20 protein-coding genes are annotated in these 21,713 nt (G+C 46.0%); 13 read left to right on the top strand and 7 right to left on the bottom strand.

Translation table 11 applies throughout. The features are described 5' to 3' along the window. The first annotated feature begins 27 nt into the window (after window positions 1-27). Complete coding sequence (locus tag GCE9029_RS05795; protein ID WP_062661631.1) at window positions 28-1,236, top strand: glycerophosphodiester phosphodiesterase family protein; 1,209 nt, start codon at window positions 28-30, stop codon at window positions 1,234-1,236. 86 nt (window positions 1,237-1,322) lie between these two features. Here GCE9029_RS05795 and GCE9029_RS05790 read toward each other — a convergent pair whose 3' ends face one another. From GCE9029_RS05790 to GCE9029_RS05780, 3 genes are all read right to left on the bottom strand, one after another. Beyond that, the gene (locus GCE9029_RS05790) at window positions 1,323-1,760 is read right to left on the bottom strand and encodes a hypothetical protein (protein WP_062661629.1); all 438 of its coding nucleotides are present in this window, start codon (window positions 1,758-1,760) and stop codon (window positions 1,323-1,325) included. A gap of 196 nt (window positions 1,761-1,956) precedes the next feature. After that, window positions 1,957-2,727, bottom strand: coding sequence for a nuclear transport factor 2 family protein (locus tag GCE9029_RS05785; RefSeq protein ID WP_062661627.1), 771 nt, complete (start codon window positions 2,725-2,727; stop codon window positions 1,957-1,959). 235 nt (window positions 2,728-2,962) lie between these two features. Then, window positions 2,963-4,228 (bottom strand): peptidoglycan DD-metalloendopeptidase family protein, encoded by a 1,266-nt coding sequence (locus GCE9029_RS05780; RefSeq protein WP_062661625.1) that lies wholly within the window; start codon window positions 4,226-4,228, stop codon window positions 2,963-2,965. Between the two features lie 350 nt (window positions 4,229-4,578). Between GCE9029_RS05780 and thrS the strand changes: the two genes are divergently transcribed. From thrS to rplT, 4 genes are all read left to right on the top strand, one after another. Then, on the top strand, window positions 4,579-6,507 hold the full coding sequence (gene thrS / locus GCE9029_RS05775; protein ID WP_062661623.1) for a threonine--tRNA ligase: 1,929 nt from the start codon (window positions 4,579-4,581) through the stop codon (window positions 6,505-6,507). A gap of 3 nt (window positions 6,508-6,510) precedes the next feature. Continuing rightward, complete coding sequence (gene infC / locus GCE9029_RS05770) at window positions 6,511-7,056, top strand: translation initiation factor IF-3 (protein ID WP_082804287.1); 546 nt, start codon at window positions 6,511-6,513, stop codon at window positions 7,054-7,056. A 99-nt stretch (window positions 7,057-7,155) separates the two neighbouring features. Beyond that, on the top strand, window positions 7,156-7,350 hold the full coding sequence (gene rpmI / locus GCE9029_RS05765) for a 50S ribosomal protein L35 (RefSeq protein WP_062661619.1): 195 nt from the start codon (window positions 7,156-7,158) through the stop codon (window positions 7,348-7,350). Between the two features lie 42 nt (window positions 7,351-7,392). Then, on the top strand, window positions 7,393-7,746 hold the full coding sequence (gene rplT, locus GCE9029_RS05760) for a 50S ribosomal protein L20 (RefSeq protein ID WP_002540099.1): 354 nt from the start codon (window positions 7,393-7,395) through the stop codon (window positions 7,744-7,746). Between the two features lie 69 nt (window positions 7,747-7,815). Here rplT and GCE9029_RS05755 read toward each other — a convergent pair whose 3' ends face one another. Beyond that, the gene (locus GCE9029_RS05755) at window positions 7,816-9,156 is read right to left on the bottom strand and encodes a polysaccharide deacetylase family protein (protein WP_062661617.1); all 1,341 of its coding nucleotides are present in this window, start codon (window positions 9,154-9,156) and stop codon (window positions 7,816-7,818) included. A gap of 496 nt (window positions 9,157-9,652) precedes the next feature. Between GCE9029_RS05755 and pheS the strand changes: the two genes are divergently transcribed. The 7 genes from pheS (at window position 9,653) to GCE9029_RS05720 (ending at window position 17,750) form a co-directional block, all read left to right on the top strand. Further along, the gene (pheS, locus tag GCE9029_RS05750; protein ID WP_062661615.1) at window positions 9,653-10,636 is read left to right on the top strand and encodes a phenylalanine--tRNA ligase subunit alpha; all 984 of its coding nucleotides are present in this window, start codon (window positions 9,653-9,655) and stop codon (window positions 10,634-10,636) included. Window positions 10,637-10,655: 19 nt separating this feature from the next. Continuing rightward, window positions 10,656-13,046, top strand: coding sequence for a phenylalanine--tRNA ligase subunit beta (gene pheT, locus GCE9029_RS05745; RefSeq protein WP_062661613.1), 2,391 nt, complete (start codon window positions 10,656-10,658; stop codon window positions 13,044-13,046). 410 nt (window positions 13,047-13,456) lie between these two features. Beyond that, window positions 13,457-13,753: an integration host factor subunit alpha gene (locus tag GCE9029_RS05740; RefSeq protein WP_062661611.1), complete on the top strand. Its 297-nt coding sequence runs from the start codon at window positions 13,457-13,459 to the stop codon at window positions 13,751-13,753. A gap of 188 nt (window positions 13,754-13,941) precedes the next feature. Continuing rightward, window positions 13,942-14,991, top strand: coding sequence for a succinylglutamate desuccinylase (locus GCE9029_RS05735; protein WP_062661609.1), 1,050 nt, complete (start codon window positions 13,942-13,944; stop codon window positions 14,989-14,991). Between the two features lie 63 nt (window positions 14,992-15,054). Beyond that, window positions 15,055-16,041, top strand: coding sequence for a vitamin B12 ABC transporter permease BtuC (gene btuC / locus GCE9029_RS05730; protein WP_062661607.1), 987 nt, complete (start codon window positions 15,055-15,057; stop codon window positions 16,039-16,041). After that, window positions 16,038-16,793 carry a vitamin B12 ABC transporter ATP-binding protein BtuD gene (btuD, locus tag GCE9029_RS05725; RefSeq protein ID WP_062661605.1) on the top strand — a complete coding sequence of 252 codons (756 nt, stop codon included), beginning with the start codon at window positions 16,038-16,040 and terminating at the stop codon, window positions 16,791-16,793. The genes btuC and btuD overlap by 4 nt, the downstream gene beginning before the upstream one ends. 84 nt (window positions 16,794-16,877) lie before the next feature. Beyond that, complete coding sequence (locus GCE9029_RS05720) at window positions 16,878-17,750, top strand: adhesion domain-containing protein (RefSeq protein ID WP_062661603.1); 873 nt, start codon at window positions 16,878-16,880, stop codon at window positions 17,748-17,750. A gap of 13 nt (window positions 17,751-17,763) precedes the next feature. On the opposite strand, the gene GCE9029_RS05715 is transcribed toward GCE9029_RS05720, so the two are convergent. Both GCE9029_RS05715 and GCE9029_RS05710 read right to left on the bottom strand, forming a co-directional pair. Continuing rightward, window positions 17,764-18,216, bottom strand: coding sequence for a tellurite resistance TerB family protein (locus GCE9029_RS05715; protein WP_062661601.1), 453 nt, complete (start codon window positions 18,214-18,216; stop codon window positions 17,764-17,766). A 404-nt stretch (window positions 18,217-18,620) separates the two neighbouring features. Next, complete coding sequence (locus tag GCE9029_RS05710) at window positions 18,621-19,457, bottom strand: calcium-binding protein (RefSeq protein WP_062661598.1); 837 nt, start codon at window positions 19,455-19,457, stop codon at window positions 18,621-18,623. 443 nt (window positions 19,458-19,900) lie between these two features. Here GCE9029_RS05710 and GCE9029_RS05705 point away from each other — a divergent pair, with 443 nt between their 5' ends. Continuing rightward, the gene (locus GCE9029_RS05705; RefSeq protein ID WP_062661596.1) at window positions 19,901-21,244 is read left to right on the top strand and encodes an endonuclease/exonuclease/phosphatase family protein; all 1,344 of its coding nucleotides are present in this window, start codon (window positions 19,901-19,903) and stop codon (window positions 21,242-21,244) included. Between the two features lie 75 nt (window positions 21,245-21,319). Here the strand turns inward: GCE9029_RS05705 and GCE9029_RS05700 are convergent, their stop codons facing one another. Next, entirely contained in the window at window positions 21,320-21,676 is a 357-nt protein-coding gene (locus GCE9029_RS05700) for a YibL family ribosome-associated protein (RefSeq protein ID WP_002537231.1), read from the bottom strand. Between the last annotated feature and the right edge of the window lie 37 nt (window positions 21,677-21,713).

Raw genomic sequence — 21,713 nt, 5'->3', positions numbered from 1 at the left:
ACCCAAACAACCTGAAGGAAGTGGTACATGAAGAACATCGTTAAGTTGGGTTTGGTTTTTTCTGTGTTGGCAGCAGGTTCCGCTGTCGCTTCGAATGACTATACATTGGGTCCACGCCCATTATTTCTCGTTGCGGACATGGATGAAGGTGAACTGAAATCAAAACTAGAAAAATGTCTGGATGACAAGCCAAAGAAAAGTGATTTCTCAATTGGCCACCGCGGTGCAGCCTTGATGTTCCCAGAGCACACAAAAGAGTCCTATATGGCTGCGGCCAAAATGGGCGCAGGTGTATTGGAATGTGATGTAACTTTCACTAAGGACAAGGAGCTAGTTTGTCGGCATTCCCAGAACGATCTGCACACCACGACTGATGTGTTATCGCATCCAGATCTCGCCGCGAAATGCAGCGTGCCGTTTACACCAGCAAATCCTGAAAAGGGCGAAAAGGCGAGAGTTGAATGTCGCACCACGGACTTCACACTCGCGGAATTTAAACGCCTCAAAGGCAAAATGGATGGCGCAAACCCGATGGCGACCACACCGGAAGCGTACATGGCTGGTACGCCAGGTTGGCGTACCGATCTCTACGCGAGTCGCGGTACATTGATGACGCACGCTGAAAGTATTGAACTATTTAAAGCACTTGATGTGAAAATGACACCTGAGTTGAAAAGCGCGGCTGTCGAGATGCCATATGATGGATTAACACAGCAAGACTATGCTCAAAAGATGATAGAAGAGTACAAAGAGGCGGGAGTTAAACCTTCACACGTTTTTGTCCAATCTTTCAATCTTGATGACGTGAAGTACTGGATTTCCGCTGAGCCAAAGTTCGGTGAGCAAGCAGTTTTCTTAGACGCCCGTATGTATAAAAACAAGTTGTGGGAGCCGACTCTAGCAGACATGAAAGCGCTGAAGAGAGCGGGTGTTGAGTTTATCGCACCACCATTGTTTGCTTTGGTAACGTTGAGCAGTGAAGGTGAAATTGTTCCTTCTGAATATGCGAAAATGGCCAAAGAGGCAGATTTAGACATGATTGCATGGACGCTAGAACGTTCTGGTCCTCTGGGTAATGGTGGAGGTTGGTATTATCAATCCGTCAAAGACGCGACCAATAATGACGGTGATATCTTTAATCTGCTGGACGTTCTCGCGCAGGATGTTGGTGTTGTTGGTGTCTTCTCTGACTGGCCGGCTACAACTACTTTCTACGCAAACTGCGTGGGCCTATGATAAAAAGAGGCCTCAAAGACGGGAGTCTCTGAGGCCTAAGCTACAGCATTGCAACATCACTAACTCATTACGTGATGTTTTTCTGTTCAGTTCACTTCCAGTTTTTCATTTTCTTTTGAGAGTTCTGCCAACTTCATAGCGAATTGTACATAAGCCCTTCGTTCTTCTTGCGTGAGGTGCCTGTTGACAGCGAGAAAAGCAATGAAACTGTCGATGATGGGCTCCAAAGGGTCTTGAGCGTTTGCGTCGCATTCCAGGTATCTTGGCAGCAGCTTTTGCATCTGACTTAAAAGCCCTGGTTCGAGATCAATGGTTTGGTCCATTTTCTCAGCGTGCGTGAGAGCAGCTGCCACTTTATCCAAACTCTGGTTCTCAATGTCTGTGACGGCAGGCTTGCAATGTTCTTCGAGCAATTGCCCATAATATTGTTTGTGGTTATCTGACACTTGTTCAGGAATGTCGGCGTGAACGATCTGGGTGGTCAACAGGGCAAAGGAGGCAGCAAAAAATAAAACGATTGGCATGCGAAGTGATTTTTTCTTTATTGGATTGCATTGGTGTGTTCATCATCCTGTTTTGAGAGCGAATGACCATCACTTTGGGAGGGAATTTAGTTTCAAATTGTTTGAAGGAATGAACTTTGGACTGAAGATCTCTTCACTTAAGAAAAGTCATTGCCATACAACGCGAATTCTGTCGCATTATACAGCAATGAAATAACTAGAATTTACCGGTGTTTGCCCATTCAGTTCTAGGTGGAATAGGCTCCATATTGTCCCATTGCTCGACAATCTTACCGTTTTCTATCCTGAAAATATCGAACACTGCCATCTCCTGACCCTCGTAGGTGGCTTTTGAATAGCTCACGACATGATCACCCTGACCGATAACGTTGAAAACAAAGTCATAGCTCAAATCATGGGAGCTCAAGAATTCGCGCAGAGCTTCTATACCGTCAGGAAGGTGAGGGTTGTGCTGGATATACTTTTCGGAAGACACATACTTATCCAACGCATCTAAGTGACCGTTTTGGAAAACTTCTACGAGAAGGTTCCGAATAAGCGCTTTGTTTTCTTCGGTCTTGTCGAGGTCTTTTAATTCGAAATTACCCAGAATCATATCATTACCTGAAGCAGTGTCTTCAGGCTCTTGATAGGCAGCAATGACATCCCAGTGTTCAACAATTTTATCATCAGAATCTGTGTCAAAAAGATCAGTTGTTACCCATTTAGCTGTTCCATTGTCGATATCTTGGTAGACATGAACAAAAACGTAGCGACCGTCCTCGATAGCGCGAATAACCTGAATGTCACGGGAGTTAGTACGCTCCAAGAAGCCTTTGAAAAACGCCATAAAGCCTTCTGGACCATCTTCAACACCTGTACTGTGCTGCGTGTATCTTTCACCTGTATATTTCTTAACGACTTCAATATTGCCGTCTCGAATACCTTCCAGGTATAGGTTTTGAGCGTTTTGAAGCTTTTGGCTCATTGTTCGTATCCTTCGTTTTGGCTTAATCGATCTCTTTGTCAGCATAGCAGTGGGCATTTTGTTTCCCACCGAGAGCGCTATATCGTCTGACTGCGTACAACACACATTTCTAATATTGTGTAAGAGTGACTGTAAACGAACTTAGAATCAGCGAGTTGTCCGCCTTTGCGACAAGGGCAAAAACCTTTTTCACATGATGGTAAAGGGACTGGCCAGTATCAGTTGGCATCAATGCTTAGGAACTCAGGTTTTGGTTTCCTGTCGCTAAATCGAACTCAGATATTCTTGCTTGAAAGGAAGCCAGGTTTTCTTGAGAGATTGAACTTGCGATTGGAAGATTCGCCTTCATAGGATCGACTGCCCGGTTTCTTACCAACACTTCATAGTGAAGGTGAGGGCCCGTCAGTCGGCCTGTTGCCCCTGAAAGGGCAATTTTCTGGCCGCGTTCTATGCGCTGTCCTCGTTTCACCAATATTTTATGCAAATGTAGATAGCGAGTTTTGTATACGCTGTTGTGCTCAATAACCAAATACTTCCCGGCATAAGGGTGATTACGCACACTAACTACCTTGCCATCACCTGTTGAGTAAACAGGTGCACCAACTGGTGTAGCAAAGTCAGTACCGTTGTGTGGTGTAACCCGTCCGGTCACTGGGTGTTTCCGTTTCGGATTAAAGGCAGAGGTAATCCGGCGATACTTTTTGTCGATAGGATAGCGATTGAAAGCGCGTTCAAGGCTGTTTCCACTTCTATCGTAAAATCGGCCATCATCAGCGAGGAATGCTGCTACTTCTCGGTTGCTGAGGTTGAATGAGATGGCTTGGATTTGATTGTTTCCCGTAGGATGATCGCCAAGGAACTGCTTATTGACGAGAATATTAAAACGGTCTCCGGCACGGAGTGAGCGGGTGAAATCCAGTTTATCCTTCAACACATTCGTGATGTTCGCTATTTGGTTTGAACTAAGGCCTACTTTGTGTGCGGATAGCGAAAAACTACCTTCTACTGTCCCTGAATAAAGAACTTCTCTCCACTCGCTTGGCATCTCGACAAATTCATAGATAAACCCTCCTTCATCCTCCAGGGTAAAGGTAGCTTGTTCTACAAGGCTAATGTGATAGCTCAGTTTCTGGAGAGTCATCGTTTCTCTTAGCACAGTGAAACTTAGGTGGTCGCCCGGTTTAATAGTGTCGAGTTGAAGGTGCGGCTCATCCGCCGCCAGGATTTCAAGCAATGCGCTGTAAGGTAATTGTAGGGATGAGAATATCTCGCTGAGCGTATCGCCAACTTTAACGATGTAATCGATCTTTTGTGCTTTAGGAGTCTCAGTTGATCCAGCTTTACTTTCGACACCGTCTGTTTGAACGGTTAGTGGTAGCTCTATTTTATCTGGTGTTGGTTCTGTCGCCTCTATAGATTTTTTGTCAGCATCTGGGATGAAAAAGGCAAGCGTGAAGGCAAAAACTGCTGTGAGAAGGGCGATAGGTTTAAAGTGTTTCATTATCAAAGCTAAAGGTCTATTTGTTGTGATGTTATAACATAACATTTCTAGTTATCTGATTCGAGAGTAAATAGAGCGCCCTTTGATCAGTTGTATATTTGATATTCTGTTACACTGTCACCATTGAATGGTGAAAGGGAAGTAGCAATCGCAGGGCACTTCATTGGTTGCGTTATTCCACCACATCGTTACAATCCTCTTTCGATTCGGGTTCAGACATTTTGATTTGTAACAAAATTGGACTCACAAGAATCTTTCATTCTCTTGCATTTATCGCTCTCTCAGCTGAATGCAAAAAATCCAAACAAGTGTTACTTCGTGTGTAACACCACTGTAAATAGGACAATATAATGCCTGTAATTACTCTTCCTGACGGTAGTCAACGTTCATTTGATAACCCAGTTTCCACTTACGACGTCGCAGCTGACATCGGTCCTGGTCTTGCGAAAGCCTGTATCGCGGGTCGTGTTAATGGTCAACGTGTAGACGCTTGCGACCTGATTGAAAACGACGCAAACCTGGAAATCATCACTGCAAAAGACGAAGACGGTCTTGAGATCATTCGCCACTCTTGTGCTCACTTGCTGGGTCATGCGATTAAGCAGCTATTCCCTGATGTGAAAATGGCGATCGGTCCAACCATCGACAGCGGTTTCTATTATGACATTGACCTTGACCGTTCTCTGACTCAAGAAGACCTGGACGCGATTGAAAAGCGCATGAAGGATTTGGCGAAAACCAAATACCAGGTCATCAAGAAGAACGTGAGCTGGCAGGAAGCGCGTGACACTTTTGAGTCACGTGGCGAATCTTACAAGATGGAGATTCTGGACGAGAACGTATCTCGCGATGATCGCCCTGGTCTTTACCATCACGAAGAATATATCGACATGTGTCGTGGCCCTCACGTCCCGCACATGGGCTTCTGCCAAAACTTCAAAATCTTGAACGTCGCTGGTGCTTACTGGCGTGGTAACAGCGATAACAAGATGCTGCAACGTATCTATGGTACGGCTTTCAACGACAAGAAAGAGCTGAAAGCGCACCTGCAGCGTTTGGAAGAAGCAGCGAAGCGTGACCACCGTAAACTGGGTAAACAACTTGACCTGTACCACATGCAGCAAGAAGCGCCGGGTATGGTGTTCTGGCATCACAATGGTTGGGTTATCTTCCGTGAGCTGGAAACCTTCGTTCGTGCAAAACTGAACGAATATGATTACCAGGAAGTGAAAGGCCCATTGATCATGGACCGTGTTCTTTGGGAACGTTCAGGTCACTGGGATAAGTACTCTGAGTACATGTTCACCACACAATCTGAGAGCCGTGATTACGCACTGAAGCCGATGAACTGTCCTGGCCACGTGCAGATCTTTAATCAGGGTCTGAAATCTTACCGTGACTTGCCGCTGCGTATGGCAGAGTTTGGCAGCTGTCACCGTAACGAGCCATCAGGCGCGTTGCACGGTCTGATGCGTGTTCGTGGCTTCACCCAAGATGATGCACACATCTTCTGTACCCCAGAACAAGTTCAACAAGAAGTGACTTCTTGTATCAAGATGGTTTACGACACTTACCAGACTTTCGGCTTTGACGAAATCGTGGTGAAGCTGTCTACTCGTCCTGAAATGCGCGTAGGTTCTGATGAAATGTGGGATCGCGCTGAAAAAGCACTGGCTGAAGCGCTGGAATCTATGGACATTAAGTTCGAGATTCTGGAAGGCGAGGGTGCGTTCTATGGTCCTAAGATTGAATTTACTTTGCATGACTGTTTGGATCGTGCGTGGCAGTGTGGTACTGTGCAGCTCGATTTCGCTCTGCCCGAGCGTTTGGGCGCTACGTACGTTGGCGAAGACAACGAACGTCACACCCCAGTTATGATTCACCGCGCGATTCTGGGCTCACTGGAACGTTTCATTGGTATTCTGATTGAAGAATATGCGGGTCATTTCCCAAGCTGGTTGGCTCCTCAGCAAGCTGTAGTGATGAACATTACCGATAACCAAGCGGAATATGTTCAGGAAGTAGCGAAAAAACTGCAAAAAGCAGGATTTAGAGCGTCTGCAGACTTGAGAAACGAGAAGATTGGCTTTAAAATCCGCGAACACACTTTGAAGCGCGTACCTTATATGCTGGTTTGCGGCGACCAAGAGATGGAAGCTGGTGAAATCGCGGTACGTACACGCAAAGGTAAAGACTTGGGTAAATACAAAATTGACGAATTCATTTCTCTGCTCGAGAACGAAGTTCGTGCCCGAACTCTTAATATTTTGGAGGAATAAGGTATTAAAGGCGCAAGAAAAGCCCCGGCTAAACAAAATGCTCACCGTATGAACGAAGAACTTCGTGGTCTGCGCGAAGTACGCCTAACAGGCCTCGACGGTGAACAACTAGGTATCGTTTCTTACGACGAAGCTCTTAAAGTCGCTGAAGAAGCGGGAGTCGATCTGGTAGAAATCAGCCCTAATGCCGAGCCGCCAGTTTGTCGAGTGATGGACTACGGCAAATTCCTCTACGAGAAGAGTAAGGCTCAAAAAGAGCAGAAGAAAAAGCAAAAGGTTATTCAGGTCAAGGAAGTTAAATTCCGTCCTGGTACCGATATTGGCGACTATCAGGTAAAACTACGCAACCTGGTTCGCTTTATTGAAGAGGGTAACAAGGTCAAGGTTACAATCCGTTTCCGCGGTCGCGAAATGGCGCACCAGGATATCGGTGTTGACGTTCTGAATCGTCTGAAGGAAGACACTGCTGAAATCGCTTCAGTAGAAAGCTTCCCTTCTAAGATTGAAGGTCGTCAAATGATCATGGTTCTTGCCCCTAAGAAGAAGTAATTTCGGCATACAAGTAACGAGAGGCTATGCCTTCGGGCATAGCCTCTTTGTTCGCCAAATTACACTGTTATTAATGCATACAATGCGGAGTTATTCATCATGCCTAAGATGAAAGCAAACAAAGGTGCTGCTAAGCGTTTCAAGAAAACTGGTGGCGGTTTCAAGTTCAAGCACGCAACTAAGCGTCACATCCTGACTAAGCGTACTACTAAGAACAAACGTCAACTGCGTCCTAACTCAATTTTGCCTAAGTGCGAAATGGGTGTAGTTGCTCGTATGCTTCCATACGCATAATTTTTCTTAGTATTTTTAACGATTTAGTTTAGGAGAGACATAATGCCTCGCGTAAAACGTGGTGTACAAGCTCGTGCACGTCATAAGAAAGTTCTGAAACAAGCTAAAGGTTACTACGGTGCACGTTCACGTGTTTACCGCGTAGCTTTCCAAGCAGTAACCAAAGCTGGTCAATACGCTTACCGTGACCGTCGTCAGAAGAAACGTCAATTCCGTCAACTGTGGATTGCACGTATCAACGCTGCGGCTCGTCAAAACGGTATGTCTTACAGCCGTTTCATCAACGGTCTGAAGAAAGCGTCTATCGAAATCGATCGTAAGATCCTGGCTGATATCGCTGTATTCGACAAAGCTGCATTCTCTGTTCTGGTAGAGAAAGCGAAAGCTGCTCTGTAATTTATTACAGAATAGACTTTGTGAGAAAGGGGAGCCTCGGCTCCCCTTTTTCTATTCTAAATTCAACAATCAATTCGCTGTGCAAGAAAGAATCAGCTCCCAAGGCGAGTTTTCGTAGAGCCCCGGTATTTGCTGGGTAGTCCACCATTTAGCTATGTAGTTATCTCCCCGATACGCAACAACACTGCCTTCGGCATATGTTGTATATACATTCCAATCTTCTTTAGGGCATAAGGTCAGTGGCTCAGGTTTGTTCATCCAATCAATGATTTCAATATGGCTGACAAAACGCACTTCAGATTTTGATAATGCGTACTTGATGAATTTGGAGAGGGCAGCTTGGCGACTTTGGGTATCTGAACCCGGCATTCCAAACTGTTCTTGTCCATTCACCAGCCCATAGAAACCAGAATGTAACCCCAAAACCAAAGGTGCTCTGTTTCCTTTTAAACGTAAATCCAGGTTATAGGCATAAATTGCAAATACCTCGTCTCCGGAGAGTCCAGCGGCGCCCCAGGCTGGCTCGGAGTATAGATTCCAGTCGAAGTTATCACCTTTTCCCGATTCAGGGTCAAACCAGGGTACGCGCTTGGCGATCTTGTCCCTCAAAGAATAATCAATGCCATATTCCGACGTCAGATTATCGGGTGGCACGATCAGAGTATGTGCAGGAACTTCCCACAAACCTGGATAGTTGGCTATCTGCGGTTTCCAACCACCATTAACGGCAAGATCATGTTCTGGGCTTCCGTTCTCAAGAGTGTATGGCCAGTAATTGTTGGTTCCGTCATGAGAGGGTGTTATGCCCGCGGGAAAACTGACGTCGTAAGCTATGCCGTTTTGAATAACCGCCTTTAACGTATTGTCATTGTACGTAAGAAAAGGCGCTCGAAAGCCATGTGCTTTTTCAATACCTATACCGCCTTCTTCGACAGCGGAGGTGAGAAATTGATTACAGAGCGTCACTTCTTGCTGCCAGGCTTCTGGAGCCATCCAACTGTCCAAGGGATTCCAGTTCACCTTGTCATCCGGGTGTGTTTCGGTGTGATTTCCAATATCATGACCCGCTTGATGAGCGCGTCGCCACAAGTTCAAAACGTCTTCGTTTTCCTTTGATTGGCCGCAAAGCATAAAAAATGACGCGGTAAGATTACGATTAGCATGTTTGTCCATACCATTTGGATTTTTATGAGAGGCAAGGGTATCGAGAACCCACTTAAGACCTTCTAAGTCGTTGTTATCATCAAAGCCTAGCGAGACAAACATAGGCGTTTTTGCAGTATCAATCGGTGATGATTGAGATGGTGGGTAAGTATTTTCCATTGCGATTACTTGTGCTGACATGACTATTGGAAGAAAAAGCGAGTAACTGGTTTTTTTACCCGTAATGTGCCAACTGAATTTTGCCATTGTATTGTCCTATTTTTAGCTTCGACGTTATTGGATGTGAGCAAGAGCTCATCAACTAGAAAATACATACTCGGGCCTGATTTCTACGACATCTTGTACGTGCTGTTATCAAAATTTGACTGTGACGATAGCGGAGGCTGTAAGTTGCATTCAGTACTGAACAGATATTGGTAATTGATCGCACTAAGTGATGAATCAATAAGCAATTTTCTGAGTTAATTGCGTCGCTATTGATTGGAATCTGGATAATTTCACGTCGTTGGAAAATTTCAGGTGATAAAATCGCCGACGATTTAGTCATGACCGCTATTAAACGGCTATTTCAGATTGGATTTGAGGCGCGGTTTATTTACTATGTACCGTTACGTCTTATACCAATTCTCAGAGCGTGATCTGCCAATGCGAATTCGCACTGGGAAGACGGATTCTGCTACGAGAATTGGTATATCTTTTACTCCCCCGTAGGACACTGCCTGGACAGGCAGATGAGGAAACGATGCAACAACTAGAAGAGATTCTATCCAACGCAACGGCTGCTATCGAAGCGGTTGATTCAGTTGCGGCTCTGGATGAGGTACGTGTTAAGTACCTGGGTAAAAAAGGTGAGCTGACCCTACAGCTTCAGCAGTTGGGTAAACTTCCGCCGGAAGAGCGCCGTGAAGCGGGTGCAAGCATCAACAAAGCAAAGCAAGCTGTTCAACAAGCGCTGACCGAGCGTAAAGTTGCACTGGAGAGTGCAGAGCTTGAAGCGAAGCTGGCAGCTGAGACCATTGACGTGACTCTGCCTGGTCGTCGTATCGAGAACGGTGGTATTCACCCAGTGACCCGCACTATCGAACGTATCGAAAGCTTCTTTGGCGAGCTTGGCTTTAGTGTTCAAACTGGTCCAGAAATCGAAGACGCATTCCACAACTTCGATGCATTGAACATTGCAGAAGATCACCCAGCGCGTACTGACCACGACACTTTCTTCTTTAATCCTGATCTGATGCTGCGTACGCACACCTCAGGTGTCCAAATCCGTACGATGGAAAACAATCAGCCACCGTTGCGCTTCATCGCACCAGGCCGTGTTTACCGTAACGACTACGATCAGACCCATACACCAATGTTCCATCAGGTAGAAGGCATGCTGGTTGACGAGAACGTGAACTTTGCGCAGCTGAAAGGCATTTTGCACGACTTCCTGTGTAACTTCTTCGAAGAAGATCTGGAAGTACGTTTCCGTCCTTCATACTTCCCATTCACAGAGCCTTCAGCAGAAGTTGACGTTAAAGGCAAAAACGGCAAATGGCTGGAAGTACTGGGTTGCGGTATGGTTCACCCGAATGTACTGCGTGCGGTTGGTATTGACCCAGAAAAATACTCAGGTTTTGCATTCGGTATGGGCGTAGAACGTCTGACCATGCTGCGCTACGGCGTAAACGACCTGCGTGCGTTCTTCGAGAACGATCTGCGTTTCCTGAAACAATTCAAGTAAGCATTGGGGTAATTGATAAATGAAATTCAGTGAATCCTGGCTTCGCGAGTGGGTTAACCCTGCAGTTAACAGCGAAGAACTGGCACACCAAATCACCATGGCAGGTCTGGAAGTAGACGACATCGAAGCCGTCGCTGGTGAATTTACCGGCGTTGTTGTTGGTGAAGTGGTTGAGTGTGGCCAGCACCCTGATGCAGACAAACTGCGTGTTACCAAAGTCAACGTTGGCGGTGAAGAACTGCTGGACATCGTTTGTGGTGCACCTAACTGTCGTTTAGGCCTGAAAGTAGCAGTAGCGACTGTTGGTGCTGTGCTGCCTGGCGACTTTAAAATTAAGAAGGCGAAATTACGCGGTCAGCCATCCCACGGCATGCTGTGTTCGTTCTCAGAGCTGGGTATCGATGTCGAGTCTAACGGCATCATGGAGCTGCCAGCGGATGCAGTGATTGGTACCGACTTCCGTGAATTCCTGAAACTGAACGATGTGACTATTGATGTTGACCTGACTGCGAACCGTGCAGACTGTCTGAGCATCAAAGGTCTGGCACGTGAAGTAGGCGTTCTGAACCGTGCTGAAGTTTGCCAGCCAGCGTTTGAGAAAGTGGCTCCGGCAATCGACGACAAAGTTTCGGTTGCTATCGAAGCACCATCAGCATGTCCACGTTACCTTGGCCGTGTCGTTCGCAACGTAAATGTTAAAGCGGCTTCGCCACTATGGATGCAGGAAAAACTGCGTCGTAGCGGTATCCGTTCTATCGACCCAATCGTCGACATCACTAACTATGTAATGTTGGAGCAAGGTCAGCCAATGCACGCATTCGATCTGGCAAAGATCGAAGGCGGTATCGTTGCGCGTATGGCTAAACCAGGCGAGAAACTGGTTCTGCTAGATGGTAATGAAGCGGAGCTTAACGAAAATACGCTGGTTATCGCAGACCACAATAAAGCGCTGGCAATTGCCGGTATCTTTGGTGGTCAGGATTCAGGCGTAGACGCTGAAACCACGACTGACGTTCTTCTGGAAGCAGCATTCTTTGCACCAGACGCGATCCGCGGCCGCGCGCGCAGCTATGGGCTGCACACTGATTCTTCACACCGCTTTGAGCGTGGTGTTGATTCAACACTGCAAAACTACGCAATGGAGCGTGCGACGCAACTGCTTATCGACATCTGTGGCGGTAAAGCAGGAGAGATCGTTGGTCAGGAGTCTGAAGAACACCTGCCTAAAGCGAACACCATTGCACTGCGTCGAACCAAACTGGACAACCTGCTGGGCCACCACATTTCTTCTGAAGATGTAGTGGAAATCCTGAGCCGTCTGGGCTGCGTAGTTGAAACCACTGAGCAAGGTTGGTCAGCGAAAGCACCATCTTGGCGTTTCGACATGGCGATTGAGCAAGACTTGATTGAAGAAGTTGGCCGTATCTACGGTTACGACAACATTCCAAACCAAGCGCCAGTTGCATCTCTGAACATGAACGAACACAAAGAAGCTAATCAGCCTCTGAAGCGCGTTCGTGATCTGCTGGTTGACCGTGGTTATCATGAAGCGATCACTTATAGCTTCGTAGAGCCAAACCAACAAAAACTGATTGTGCCAGACGTAGAGCCTTTGGTTCTGCCGAACCCAATTTCTGCAGATATGTCAGCAATGCGCCTGAGCCTTTGGACTGGCTTGTTGAACACGGTTGCTTACAACCAAAAACGTCAGCAGCCACGCGTTCGTCTGTTTGAAGCAGGTCTGCGTTTTATTCCTGCAGAAGGTGCTGAGAACGGCATGCTGCAAGAAATGATGCTGGCAGGTGTTATTGCAGGTCCTCGTTCTGAAGAGCATTGGGATATTGCTACCAACACTGTTGATTTCTTTGACCTGAAAGGTGATCTGGAAGCGATTCTGGAGTTGACCGCAAACGAGCTGAACTACAGCTTCAAAGCGGCGAAACACCCTGCGCTGCACCCGGGTCAATCTGCAGCGATTGAAGTTGGTGGCGAAGTGGTGGGTTACATCGGTACTGTTCACCCGGAACTTGAGCGAAAGTTTGGCTTGAACGGCCGTACCATCGTTTTCGAAATCGAATGGTCTGCGATCAATAAGCGTGTGATTCCAGAAGCAGTTGTTATCTCCAAGTTCCCAGCGAACCGTCGTGACATCGCAGTTATTGTTGCTGACGACGTTGAGTCTGAAGCTGTCGTACGCGCATGTCTGGAGACCGATAATGCATTGATCACGGGTTCTAAGCTGTTTGACCTTTACAAAGGTAAGGGTGTTGAAGACGGTAAGAAGAGTTTGGCGATTGCATTGAGCCTTCAATCAACCGAACGCACACTTGAAGAAAGTGATATTTCTGAGGCGGTTGCATCGGTTGTTGCATTGCTCGGCGACAAATTTGGCGCGCATCTTCGCGACTAATTACAAAAATGTTAATAAAAAAGCAGCCTGATGGCTGCTTTTTTTATGTCTAAAAGTTCTAACACGTATCGTTTTGATAAATCTATGTTTTATCAGAATCTTAACAAGTTGCACCAAGCAAACGATTAAAACCTCTGTAAAAACATCACTTAATGACTATATTCACAATAACGTGTCTCAGTTTTTATGCATGCCTTAAGAATGAAAAGCTCATAAACAGAGCACTGTTCCAAATAATGATATGGAAAAAAGTTGGCGCAAATCAGCCAGTTGGCTTACACTGTTCGTAAGTTGCTGCTAGAGATTATGCTGCCCGACGAAGGAGCAAGTGAATAATTCTTTTGCAGTGCAATCGTGGTGTAGATACGACGTATCACATTTGTGTTCAACATTTCTTGAGGGAATGACCTATGGCGCTCACCAAGGCCGATTTGGCTGAGAACCTGTTTGAGAACGTCGGGATGAGCAAGCGGGACGCCAAGGAAACTGTCGAAGCGTTTTTCGAAGAAGTTCGTAAGGCGTTAGAAAGTGGCGAACAAGTCAAGTTGTCTGGCTTCGGAAATTTTGATCTTCGTGAAAAGAACGAACGTCCTGGCCGTAACCCAAAGACGGGCGAAGATATTCCTATCACGGCGCGTCGCGTTGTTACTTTCCGTCCGGGCCAAAAACTGAAGGCACGTGTCGAAAAAGCCAAAGTAGATAACTAATCGTCGTACGAGAGTTTTCCAAAGAACCGTGGTTATTTAACCGCGGTTTTTTATTGTCTGTAGGATAGGGTCTGTCGACCTCGTCGGATTGCGGTATGGGCGTCCAATTGCGTTTGTTATCAGTGTGTTTAATTTGTATATTGGAGGTGAGATACGAAGAATATATAAAACAAAAAGGACAGCTTGAAATGGATAGTCAACTCTCCGGGGGCTTTCTAAAGCACACGCTATTTCCACCCAAAATATTTACTCCCAACAGCATAACGCTTTCTAACGGTGTCATTGTCAGTCACAACGCGATTGGCGTTGTTGAAATAACACCACCAGAGTCTGATAAAGCCATTGTGATATCGTCGGGTATTCACGGTGACGAAACAGCACCTATCGAGCTTGTAGACGACTTGGTTTCCAGTATTCTCGATGAAGCATTTCAGCCTACATCTCGTTTACTTCTTATCATTGCCCATCCAGATGCCATTCACGCTCACACACGCTTTATTGAGGAAAATCTGAACCGTTTGTTTGCTGACACAAATCCTTTGAGAAACAAAGAGTGCGAGCTTGCAAACAATCTACAGGAACAAGTGCAGGTTTTCTTTAAGAAGGGTACCGAAGAGCCATGGCACTTTGATTTGCACAGTGCCATCAGGGCGTCTGAGCACTATATGTTTGGTGTTGTACCTGCATCAACCCAAGCTACGGATATCAGGCCGCTTGTAAGCTTTCTGAAAGCGTCGCACATGGATGCTGTTATGCTGAGCCGAACGCCTTCATCAACGTTCAGTTGGTACAGTGCCGAAAAGTTCGGCGCGTTGGCAGCGACCTTTGAAATGGGCCGTGTTGCCCGTTTGTATGAGAATAATATGGAAGAGTTTAAACCATTGCGTGATGCATTGGTTGCGTTGCTGTGCGGAGAGACCCTTCCGGCACCTCCTACAGAAAAAGGGTTCTCCAACTATAAAGTGACGCGAACCATCACCAAAACAAGTGATGCCTTTAATCTTGCTTTTAGTGATGATGCGGCAAACTTTACATACTTTGCTGAAGGTGAACAGTTAGCGGAGGAAAACGGGACCGTATATTCAGCTATCGCGGGCGGTGAAGCAGTAGTGTTTCCAAATTCAAAAGTCGCGATAGGGCAACGCGCTGCGTTGTTGGTTCAGCCGTTCGAGCCAAATCTATCAGAACCGCTCTACGTCAACGTAGAACGCGATCCGGGGCCTGTCGCCTTCAGTTAGCGCTTTTCATTTCCATCTGTTCTATGTATGGTTGGCGGCAATCGCGATTAAAACCCGAAAACCATGCATTTACTTCAACTTGTCCAGCGTCGGGAAAGGCGCTGGCATGCTGCACTTATCATCTCACTATGTCTTCTCACTGTTAGTGTGCTGCTTTCATTGTCTGCTGGCGAAATCTGGATATCACCATTCTCTTTAAGTTCTCCTTTGGAGCAACAATTGTTGATCGAGCTACGTGTGCCTCGCGTCATCGCTGCAATTGTGATTGGCGCATCATTGGCAGTATCTGGCGGTGTATTACAGGTTTTACTGGGTAACCCCTTGGCGGAGCCTGGCGTACTGGGTATCTCTGGCGGTGCGAGCCTTGCCCTGGTTGTTGTCATGTTTCTGTTCCCGGCACTTGCCACGCCTTATGGACTAATGAGCGCAGCGATGGCCGGTGCGCTGGTGTTTACCGCGATTCTTGTCATGTTGGCAAGAAGACGGGCCATGTCTACAGCAAGGCTATTATTGATTGGTGTTGCACTGGGGATTCTCTCTGGTGCTATTGTCACCTGGGCGTTCTATTTCAGTTCTGACCTGAATTTGCGTCAACTGATGTATTGGTTGATGGGAAGCTTGTCTGGTGTGCATTGGGCTCAGTTAACGCTGACCATTATCGTCGTTCCTGCTCTTGCTTGGCTTTGCTTTCAAGGCAAGAAGCTCGATCTGATGATGCTTGGAGAAATGCAAGCCAAACAACTTGGGTTGGATACAGATTCATTAAGATGGCGCTTGATTCTACTCGTCAGCTTATTAGTTGGTGCTTCTGTCGCGATGGCTGGCGTCATTGGTTTTGTCGGTTTGGTCGTGCCTCATTTTCTTCGCCTATGGTTGGGAACTGAAAACAAGTTTCTTTTACCCCTGTCAGCAGTTTCTGGGGCAGCTTTGATGCTGGTTGCAGATACGATTGGACGTATGGCAATTGCAGAGGCTGAGTTACCAGTCGGCGCTGTGACGACCTCTATAGGTGCACCTCTGTTTATTTGGATGTTGATGAGACGCGTATGATCAATGCAAAAAACATTGCGCTAGGCACGCGCCTTTTACCACTGAATTTCAACGTCGATAAAGGTGAGATCGTTCATCTGTTGGGGCCCAATGGGAGTGGAAAAAGTACTCTGCTAGAGCTCCTTTCGGGCCTGATTGAAGGGCAGGGAAGTATTGAGTTGGATAGAGAAGATTTATCCGAAATCGACAGCATGTCTCTTGCCCGTCAGCGTGCATACCTCAGCCAGCAACAGAAACCCGCTTTTGCTATTGGTGTTTATCAATACCTAAACCTGAGTTTGTCAGCCATCCCACAGCTCGCTCCATCATCAGCGGAGCGCGCAGTGATTGAGGTTTGCGAATTACTGGGGATATCAGACAAACTAAACCGCAGTACGGAGCAGCTCTCCGGTGGTGAATGGCAGCGTGTCCGTCTAGCTGGTGTGTGTTTGCAGATTTGGCCGAATATCAACCCCGAAGGAAAACTACTGATACTTGATGAGCCCGCCACGGCATTGGACATTGCGCAGCAAAGCGTAATGTACAAAATCGTCCGAAAGATTGCAGATAAGGGGATTGCGGTGGTGATGTCTAATCATGATATCAACCGAACCTTATCCGATGCTGACCGAGTCGTATTGCTAAAAAACGGCCATATCGTTACACAAGGCAAACCCAGTGACGTAATGAATGTGGAAACGCTCGAGGAAACATTCGGCGCTCAACTTCGTCGTGTAGAGGTTGATGGTCGAATATTAATTGTGTCCGAATAAGCACGTTGACGCATATTATTGCTTCTACTAATACTTTTATTAGTCTCATTATGGAGACGAACAGTATTATTGGATGGGGTTGTTATGCGTTTTAACCTTGTTGTACCAGCAGTTCTATTACCTCTCTTCACTGCATGCAAAGACGACAATATCACTTATACATCAGGCTCAGGGACTGGGACATCATCCAGTTCAACGCTCGCACATATCGATGTCACGCCTTCTTCAGTTACAGCTTTCACAAATCAGAGCTTTAAGGCTGTCGGTCGCTATAGCGACGGTACAGAGGCGGATATTACCAATGATGTTAGCTGGTCGTCATCGAACAGCGCTGTTGCCGATTTGGATAGCAATGGTTTGGCAACGTTTTCAAACGCAGGGACTGTTAACATTACCGCGTCACTATCTGGTGTCACTAGCTCTGCGTCTTCATTGACTGTCGTTGCTTCAGTAGTTTGTGGGCATACTTTTGGCTCGGCTTATTCTTCATCGGTCAATAACTCGGATAACACGATAGCTAGTGGGGCCTGTTTGAAAATTGCCCAAGACAGCAGCAATAACTGGTTTACTTCAGCACCCAGTTTGGCCGCAGTGGATGCACTTGATATTACTTTCCTAAGTGAAAGCGAAATTGGGGATGGTGTTAGCGGCCCAAGTGGAGGGCGATTTATGCTTTTCAACTGGTTCGACTCGAGAGAATGGTGTGAGAAGCTTGCATCCATTTCTTTTGCTGGCCGAACGGATTGGGCTGTAGCAACCAACACTCAATTGAGCGGCCTGTTTACAGCCCTCGGCAACATGTACACAGGGTATGGTTGGCCAGTAGGGAATTACTCATATTGGAGCGCCACTGCAAGTGGTTCGAATTACGATTCAATATCATTGCTGGACGGCTCTTCGGCTCCAAACGGTCCTGTTGCAACATCATATTCATCATGTATTTCTACGAGCACATAATGACAGGGGCAGATTAACTTTGCCCTGACGCTTCTAACTTTGCTTTAATAAACAATGCATGGTCCAGATATAGCAGTTCAGCGGTTTTGCGGATCACTGAGTCCTCCAGTGGATCCAGTTCACCATCTGCATACGCCACTTCCCACATCGCCTTGACCAAGTCGTAGCGTTGGCTTTGTTCTAATTGACGCAACTTGTCCGTGTAGTCATAAAGAGAAACTGAGTGTTCGCTATCTCCTCGGGCTTCCTCTACCAAGAGACTGGCTTCCTTTTCATCAACATCCAGCAATGAGCAGAGTAGGCTGATTTTGGCTGTTTCTTCTCGGGGATCGAGTTGATGATCAGCGCCCGCAACTTCACAGAGCAAGCCTGCCATTGCGCGCTGGTAGCGCATTTCATTTGATGTGGCACTGCCACCTTCTTCGGAAAAAACTTCTTTTAGAATCGAAGACAGTTTTGAAAACATAGATGTCATATCCTCTGATCTCTTGTCTTATCAAAGAGTACGCGACAAAGAAACGTGATGTAAACCGTATTTACAAAAGCTGAAGGAAAAGGTACTTCAAGCAGACATTCAAAAAACAAACAACGGGAAAAAATTTGTCCTAGCAACCGGAACGTACTGTTACGTAACCGTATTTTATGTTGCGCTCTAAATAAAAGGATCTTCGCAGAAAGAATGAGTGTGTAGATAGAATAAAAAAAGCGCGCCATCGGGCGCGCAAGGTAGTATTGGCAGACGACCGCACTACAAAACTGATTTCGGACTCAGTGCGATCTATTTCGCCATAATTCCTAGGGACTTATGTTCTCACTATAAAGACATTATCCTAAAGTCGTAGACGCAGGAGTTTGCCTGTTTAACGTTATTTAAACGTTGTAGAACATAAAATCATCACTTGAAAACTCATCTAGACGAGAGTTGTTGAAAACTATGGAGTGATCTTCACCGATTTGAAGCTCAACAGTTGGGCCGCGTTGAGTTATCGTCAAATCTTCAAAACTACTGGCGACATTAAACAGCACCACTTTATCAATACCTTGCTCGAAGTCTACGATACGGTCTTCACTGACCTCCCCGTCGAGTAAAGTAGTGAAGACAAAGTAATCCGCACCATCTCCGCCAAAATAAAAATCTGAACCACTGGTACCAATCAAGTAGTCATTGCCGGTATTACCAAACAAACGGTCATTTCCAATACCACCTACAATAACATCATCACCATCACCGCCAAGAAGCGCATTATCCCCAGCTAAACCAATTAAAATATCTTGGCCTGTTCCACCCCGAACGACATCATCGCCAGCACCGCCATAGAGAATGTCGTTACCAGCACCACCAATAAGAGTGTCGTCGTCTCCCTGCGTTGCAAGCAGGGTAAGGAAGTCTTGATTCTCAACAAGAAAATCTTGAATTCCTGCTAATGCGTACTTTACGTCTGAAGGCGCGGTCCAAGAAAAGTCTTCTTCCTGAATAGACTGATAAAGCATCGACACAGTGTCTTCAAATGCCTGGCTGTCGATATCAACATAGTCTTCAAGAGGGATATCATCACCCAAGATCAGATCGCCACCACCAAAGCCAATGATGGTATCGGCGCCATCGAAGCCATTAATAAATCCATTGCCATTGTCACCGTTTAGGGTGTCATCATCTTCTGTACCAAACTTCACATAGTCGAACTCAATTCCATATACGGTTGTCATCTTTATCTCCTGAATATTCCATGTTCTTTATTAGATGAACGGGCAGGTACGAAATTAATTCTATGCGTCATTAAAGATTAATTGGTTTCAATTGGTTTATTTCGCCCTGTAAATATGAGCTTGAAGCGAGTGGGTTAAATATAAGACGATATTTTTCATTTGTGAGATTCTCTTAGTATAAAATATTTGTAATTTCAAAGATATTTAATTGCCGAATATCAATAGGTAACAATCAAATTAATAACATCTGATTTGATTCTTGAATAATTCACGAATCATTAATCCTCTTTTCAACACTTTCGATTAGCATCCGGATGTCACTGTCTTGAATTCTTCTCATTAAAGAGAAGAACTTAGGCATTTTATTGGTTAACGATCAGTATCCAAAGTGGAAACCAGTTGAATAATAACCTTGCCAGGATCAGAAGAGTGGAGGAAAAGTGATGAAGGAACTACAAATAGTGCTGTTGTTCATGTTAAGCAGTGTCGGACTCACGGGGTGTTTGAATGAGAAAATCACAGTAGCGGCGTTTAACCTCTCATTTGATAGAGCGACATTTAAACAACTGCAGAATGAGATGGCGACGAGCCGCAGTGATCAGGATGTACTGGTTGAGGCTTATTTGGAAGACAAGGACGCAATGAATGATGAAGACAAAACAAAGGCAGAGAAAATCATCCAGATCCGCAATGTCGCTGCCATTATCCAGCAAAATCGCCCAGATGTACTGATGACAGGAGAGTTCAATAACCATGGCACTGGTGATGATCTGAGTGCTCTACATGGGTTTCAGGAAAACTATCTATCGTATAGTCAAAGCTTGAATAGCATTGATGGCGGTGATGAGCTCAAGCCGATCTACTTTCCTGTTGTTAAGAGTTTTTCGACGAACACGGGTCTGAACAGTGGGTTAGATCTAGATAACAACGGGACAGTTGGACGACTCCCTGGTGATGCTTGGGGCTTCGGTTTTTATCATGGCCAGTATGCATTCGCAGTGATGTCTAAGTTTGAAATCAAAAAGAACAAGGTCAGAACCTTCCAAACGTTTAAATGGAGCCATCTCCCTACAGCGTCAAATCCGGTTATTACTAATTGTGATGATGAGAACAACCCAATTCCCGACGGATTTGCATGTGGCGATAACTGGTATAGCGACGAAGAGTGGGAGCAAGTTAGATTGTCTTCTAAGAATCACGTTGATCTGCCTATTGTCATCCCAACACCTTATGGCAAAGAGGTCGTGCACCTATTACTGTCGCACCCAACACCACCAGTGTTCGACACAGTGACGCAAAATAACAAACTGCGTAATCGAGATGAAATCCAGTTCTGGATTGATTACATCAACGGCGAGAAGTTTATTTATGACGATAGAGGAAAAAAGGGCGGCCTGAAGAAGAATGCTCACTTCGTTGTGATGGGTGATTTGAATGCAGACCCGAAAGCGGGCGATGGGTTTCGTGAAACGATAGCAGGCCTGATTGAACACCCTAGAGTAAACCAAGACGCAACAGTGGGAGAGTTCGTGCCAACAAGCACGGGTGCTGCCGAAGAAGCTAATGATGTTCTGTATCCGGAGCGCGTTACCAGTACATTCGGTCTTCGGGTAGACTATGCCTTCCCATCGTCCAGTTTGAAAGTTGAAGACTCTGGGGTTTACTGGCCCGCGACAGGTGAACCAGGAAGGTTGCTGATGAATGATGAGCGCATTGGCCGGTTTGGTAACGGAAAAGACGTTTCCTCAGACCATCGAATGGTTTGGTATACGCTGGATTTATACTAACGGCAATTGATATTGAAAAGCCGGGCAAGAGCCCGGCTTTTCAAGAAAACGGTATGATTTTTCTGGGTATCTAAATCAGAATTGCTTAGGTGCAAAACCTGTAACGACTTCCAATTTCAATTCTTTACCCAGCTTTGTCAGTGGGTGAACGACAACCAGGCCACGCACAGATTTCTTCAGTTTGCCCATGTCAGCTTGCTCTTGCTTAGTAATTTCGCGAGAAAAAGGCATATCAAGCAGCGCCTTACGTTCTTTATTCAACGTGAAGCTTTGCTTATGAGTCAATTGGCTGATTTTTTTGTTCAAATCTTCGATGTCGTTAGTGAATTTGGTCACCATCACGTCGTCACCACGAGACTTAGCGGCATCAAGTTTTACTTGGCTTTTGTTCAGACGGTTTTTCAGTTGTTGTAGTTCTTGTTTAATGCTCATGGTAATCGACCACTCAGATTGACTTGGGCGCGGAGTG

The sequence above is a fragment of the Grimontia celer genome (genome assembly GCF_900055185.1).
GTDB classification, from domain to species: Bacteria; Pseudomonadota; Gammaproteobacteria; order Enterobacterales; family Vibrionaceae; genus Enterovibrio; species Enterovibrio celer.
The sequence above is the reverse complement of the archived record's forward strand: the minus strand, read 5'-3'. Positions and strand labels throughout refer to the sequence as shown.

Coding starts and splice junctions, on each gene's coding strand:
- GCE9029_RS05795 (WP_062661631.1), top strand. CDS start 28: ATGAAGAACATCGTTAAGTTGGGTTTGGTTTTTTCTGTGTTGGCAGCA.
- GCE9029_RS05790 (WP_062661629.1), bottom strand. CDS start 1,760: ATGCCAATCGTTTTATTTTTTGCTGCCTCCTTTGCCCTGTTGACCACC.
- GCE9029_RS05785 (WP_062661627.1), bottom strand. CDS start 2,727: ATGAGCCAAAAGCTTCAAAACGCTCAAAACCTATACCTGGAAGGTATT.
- GCE9029_RS05780 (WP_062661625.1), bottom strand. CDS start 4,228: ATGAAACACTTTAAACCTATCGCCCTTCTCACAGCAGTTTTTGCCTTC.
- thrS (WP_062661623.1), top strand. CDS start 4,579: ATGCCTGTAATTACTCTTCCTGACGGTAGTCAACGTTCATTTGATAAC.
- rpmI (WP_062661619.1), top strand. CDS start 7,156: ATGCCTAAGATGAAAGCAAACAAAGGTGCTGCTAAGCGTTTCAAGAAA.
- rplT (WP_002540099.1), top strand. CDS start 7,393: ATGCCTCGCGTAAAACGTGGTGTACAAGCTCGTGCACGTCATAAGAAA.
- GCE9029_RS05755 (WP_062661617.1), bottom strand. CDS start 9,156: ATGGCAAAATTCAGTTGGCACATTACGGGTAAAAAAACCAGTTACTCG.
- pheS (WP_062661615.1), top strand. CDS start 9,653: ATGCAACAACTAGAAGAGATTCTATCCAACGCAACGGCTGCTATCGAA.
- pheT (WP_062661613.1), top strand. CDS start 10,656: ATGAAATTCAGTGAATCCTGGCTTCGCGAGTGGGTTAACCCTGCAGTT.
- GCE9029_RS05740 (WP_062661611.1), top strand. CDS start 13,457: ATGGCGCTCACCAAGGCCGATTTGGCTGAGAACCTGTTTGAGAACGTC.
- GCE9029_RS05735 (WP_062661609.1), top strand. CDS start 13,942: ATGGATAGTCAACTCTCCGGGGGCTTTCTAAAGCACACGCTATTTCCA.
- btuC (WP_062661607.1), top strand. CDS start 15,055: ATGCATTTACTTCAACTTGTCCAGCGTCGGGAAAGGCGCTGGCATGCT.
- btuD (WP_062661605.1), top strand. CDS start 16,038: ATGATCAATGCAAAAAACATTGCGCTAGGCACGCGCCTTTTACCACTG.
- GCE9029_RS05720 (WP_062661603.1), top strand. CDS start 16,878: ATGCGTTTTAACCTTGTTGTACCAGCAGTTCTATTACCTCTCTTCACT.
- GCE9029_RS05715 (WP_062661601.1), bottom strand. CDS start 18,216: ATGTTTTCAAAACTGTCTTCGATTCTAAAAGAAGTTTTTTCCGAAGAA.
- GCE9029_RS05710 (WP_062661598.1), bottom strand. CDS start 19,457: ATGACAACCGTATATGGAATTGAGTTCGACTATGTGAAGTTTGGTACA.
- GCE9029_RS05705 (WP_062661596.1), top strand. CDS start 19,901: ATGAAGGAACTACAAATAGTGCTGTTGTTCATGTTAAGCAGTGTCGGA.
- GCE9029_RS05700 (WP_002537231.1), bottom strand. CDS start 21,676: ATGAGCATTAAACAAGAACTACAACAACTGAAAAACCGTCTGAACAAA.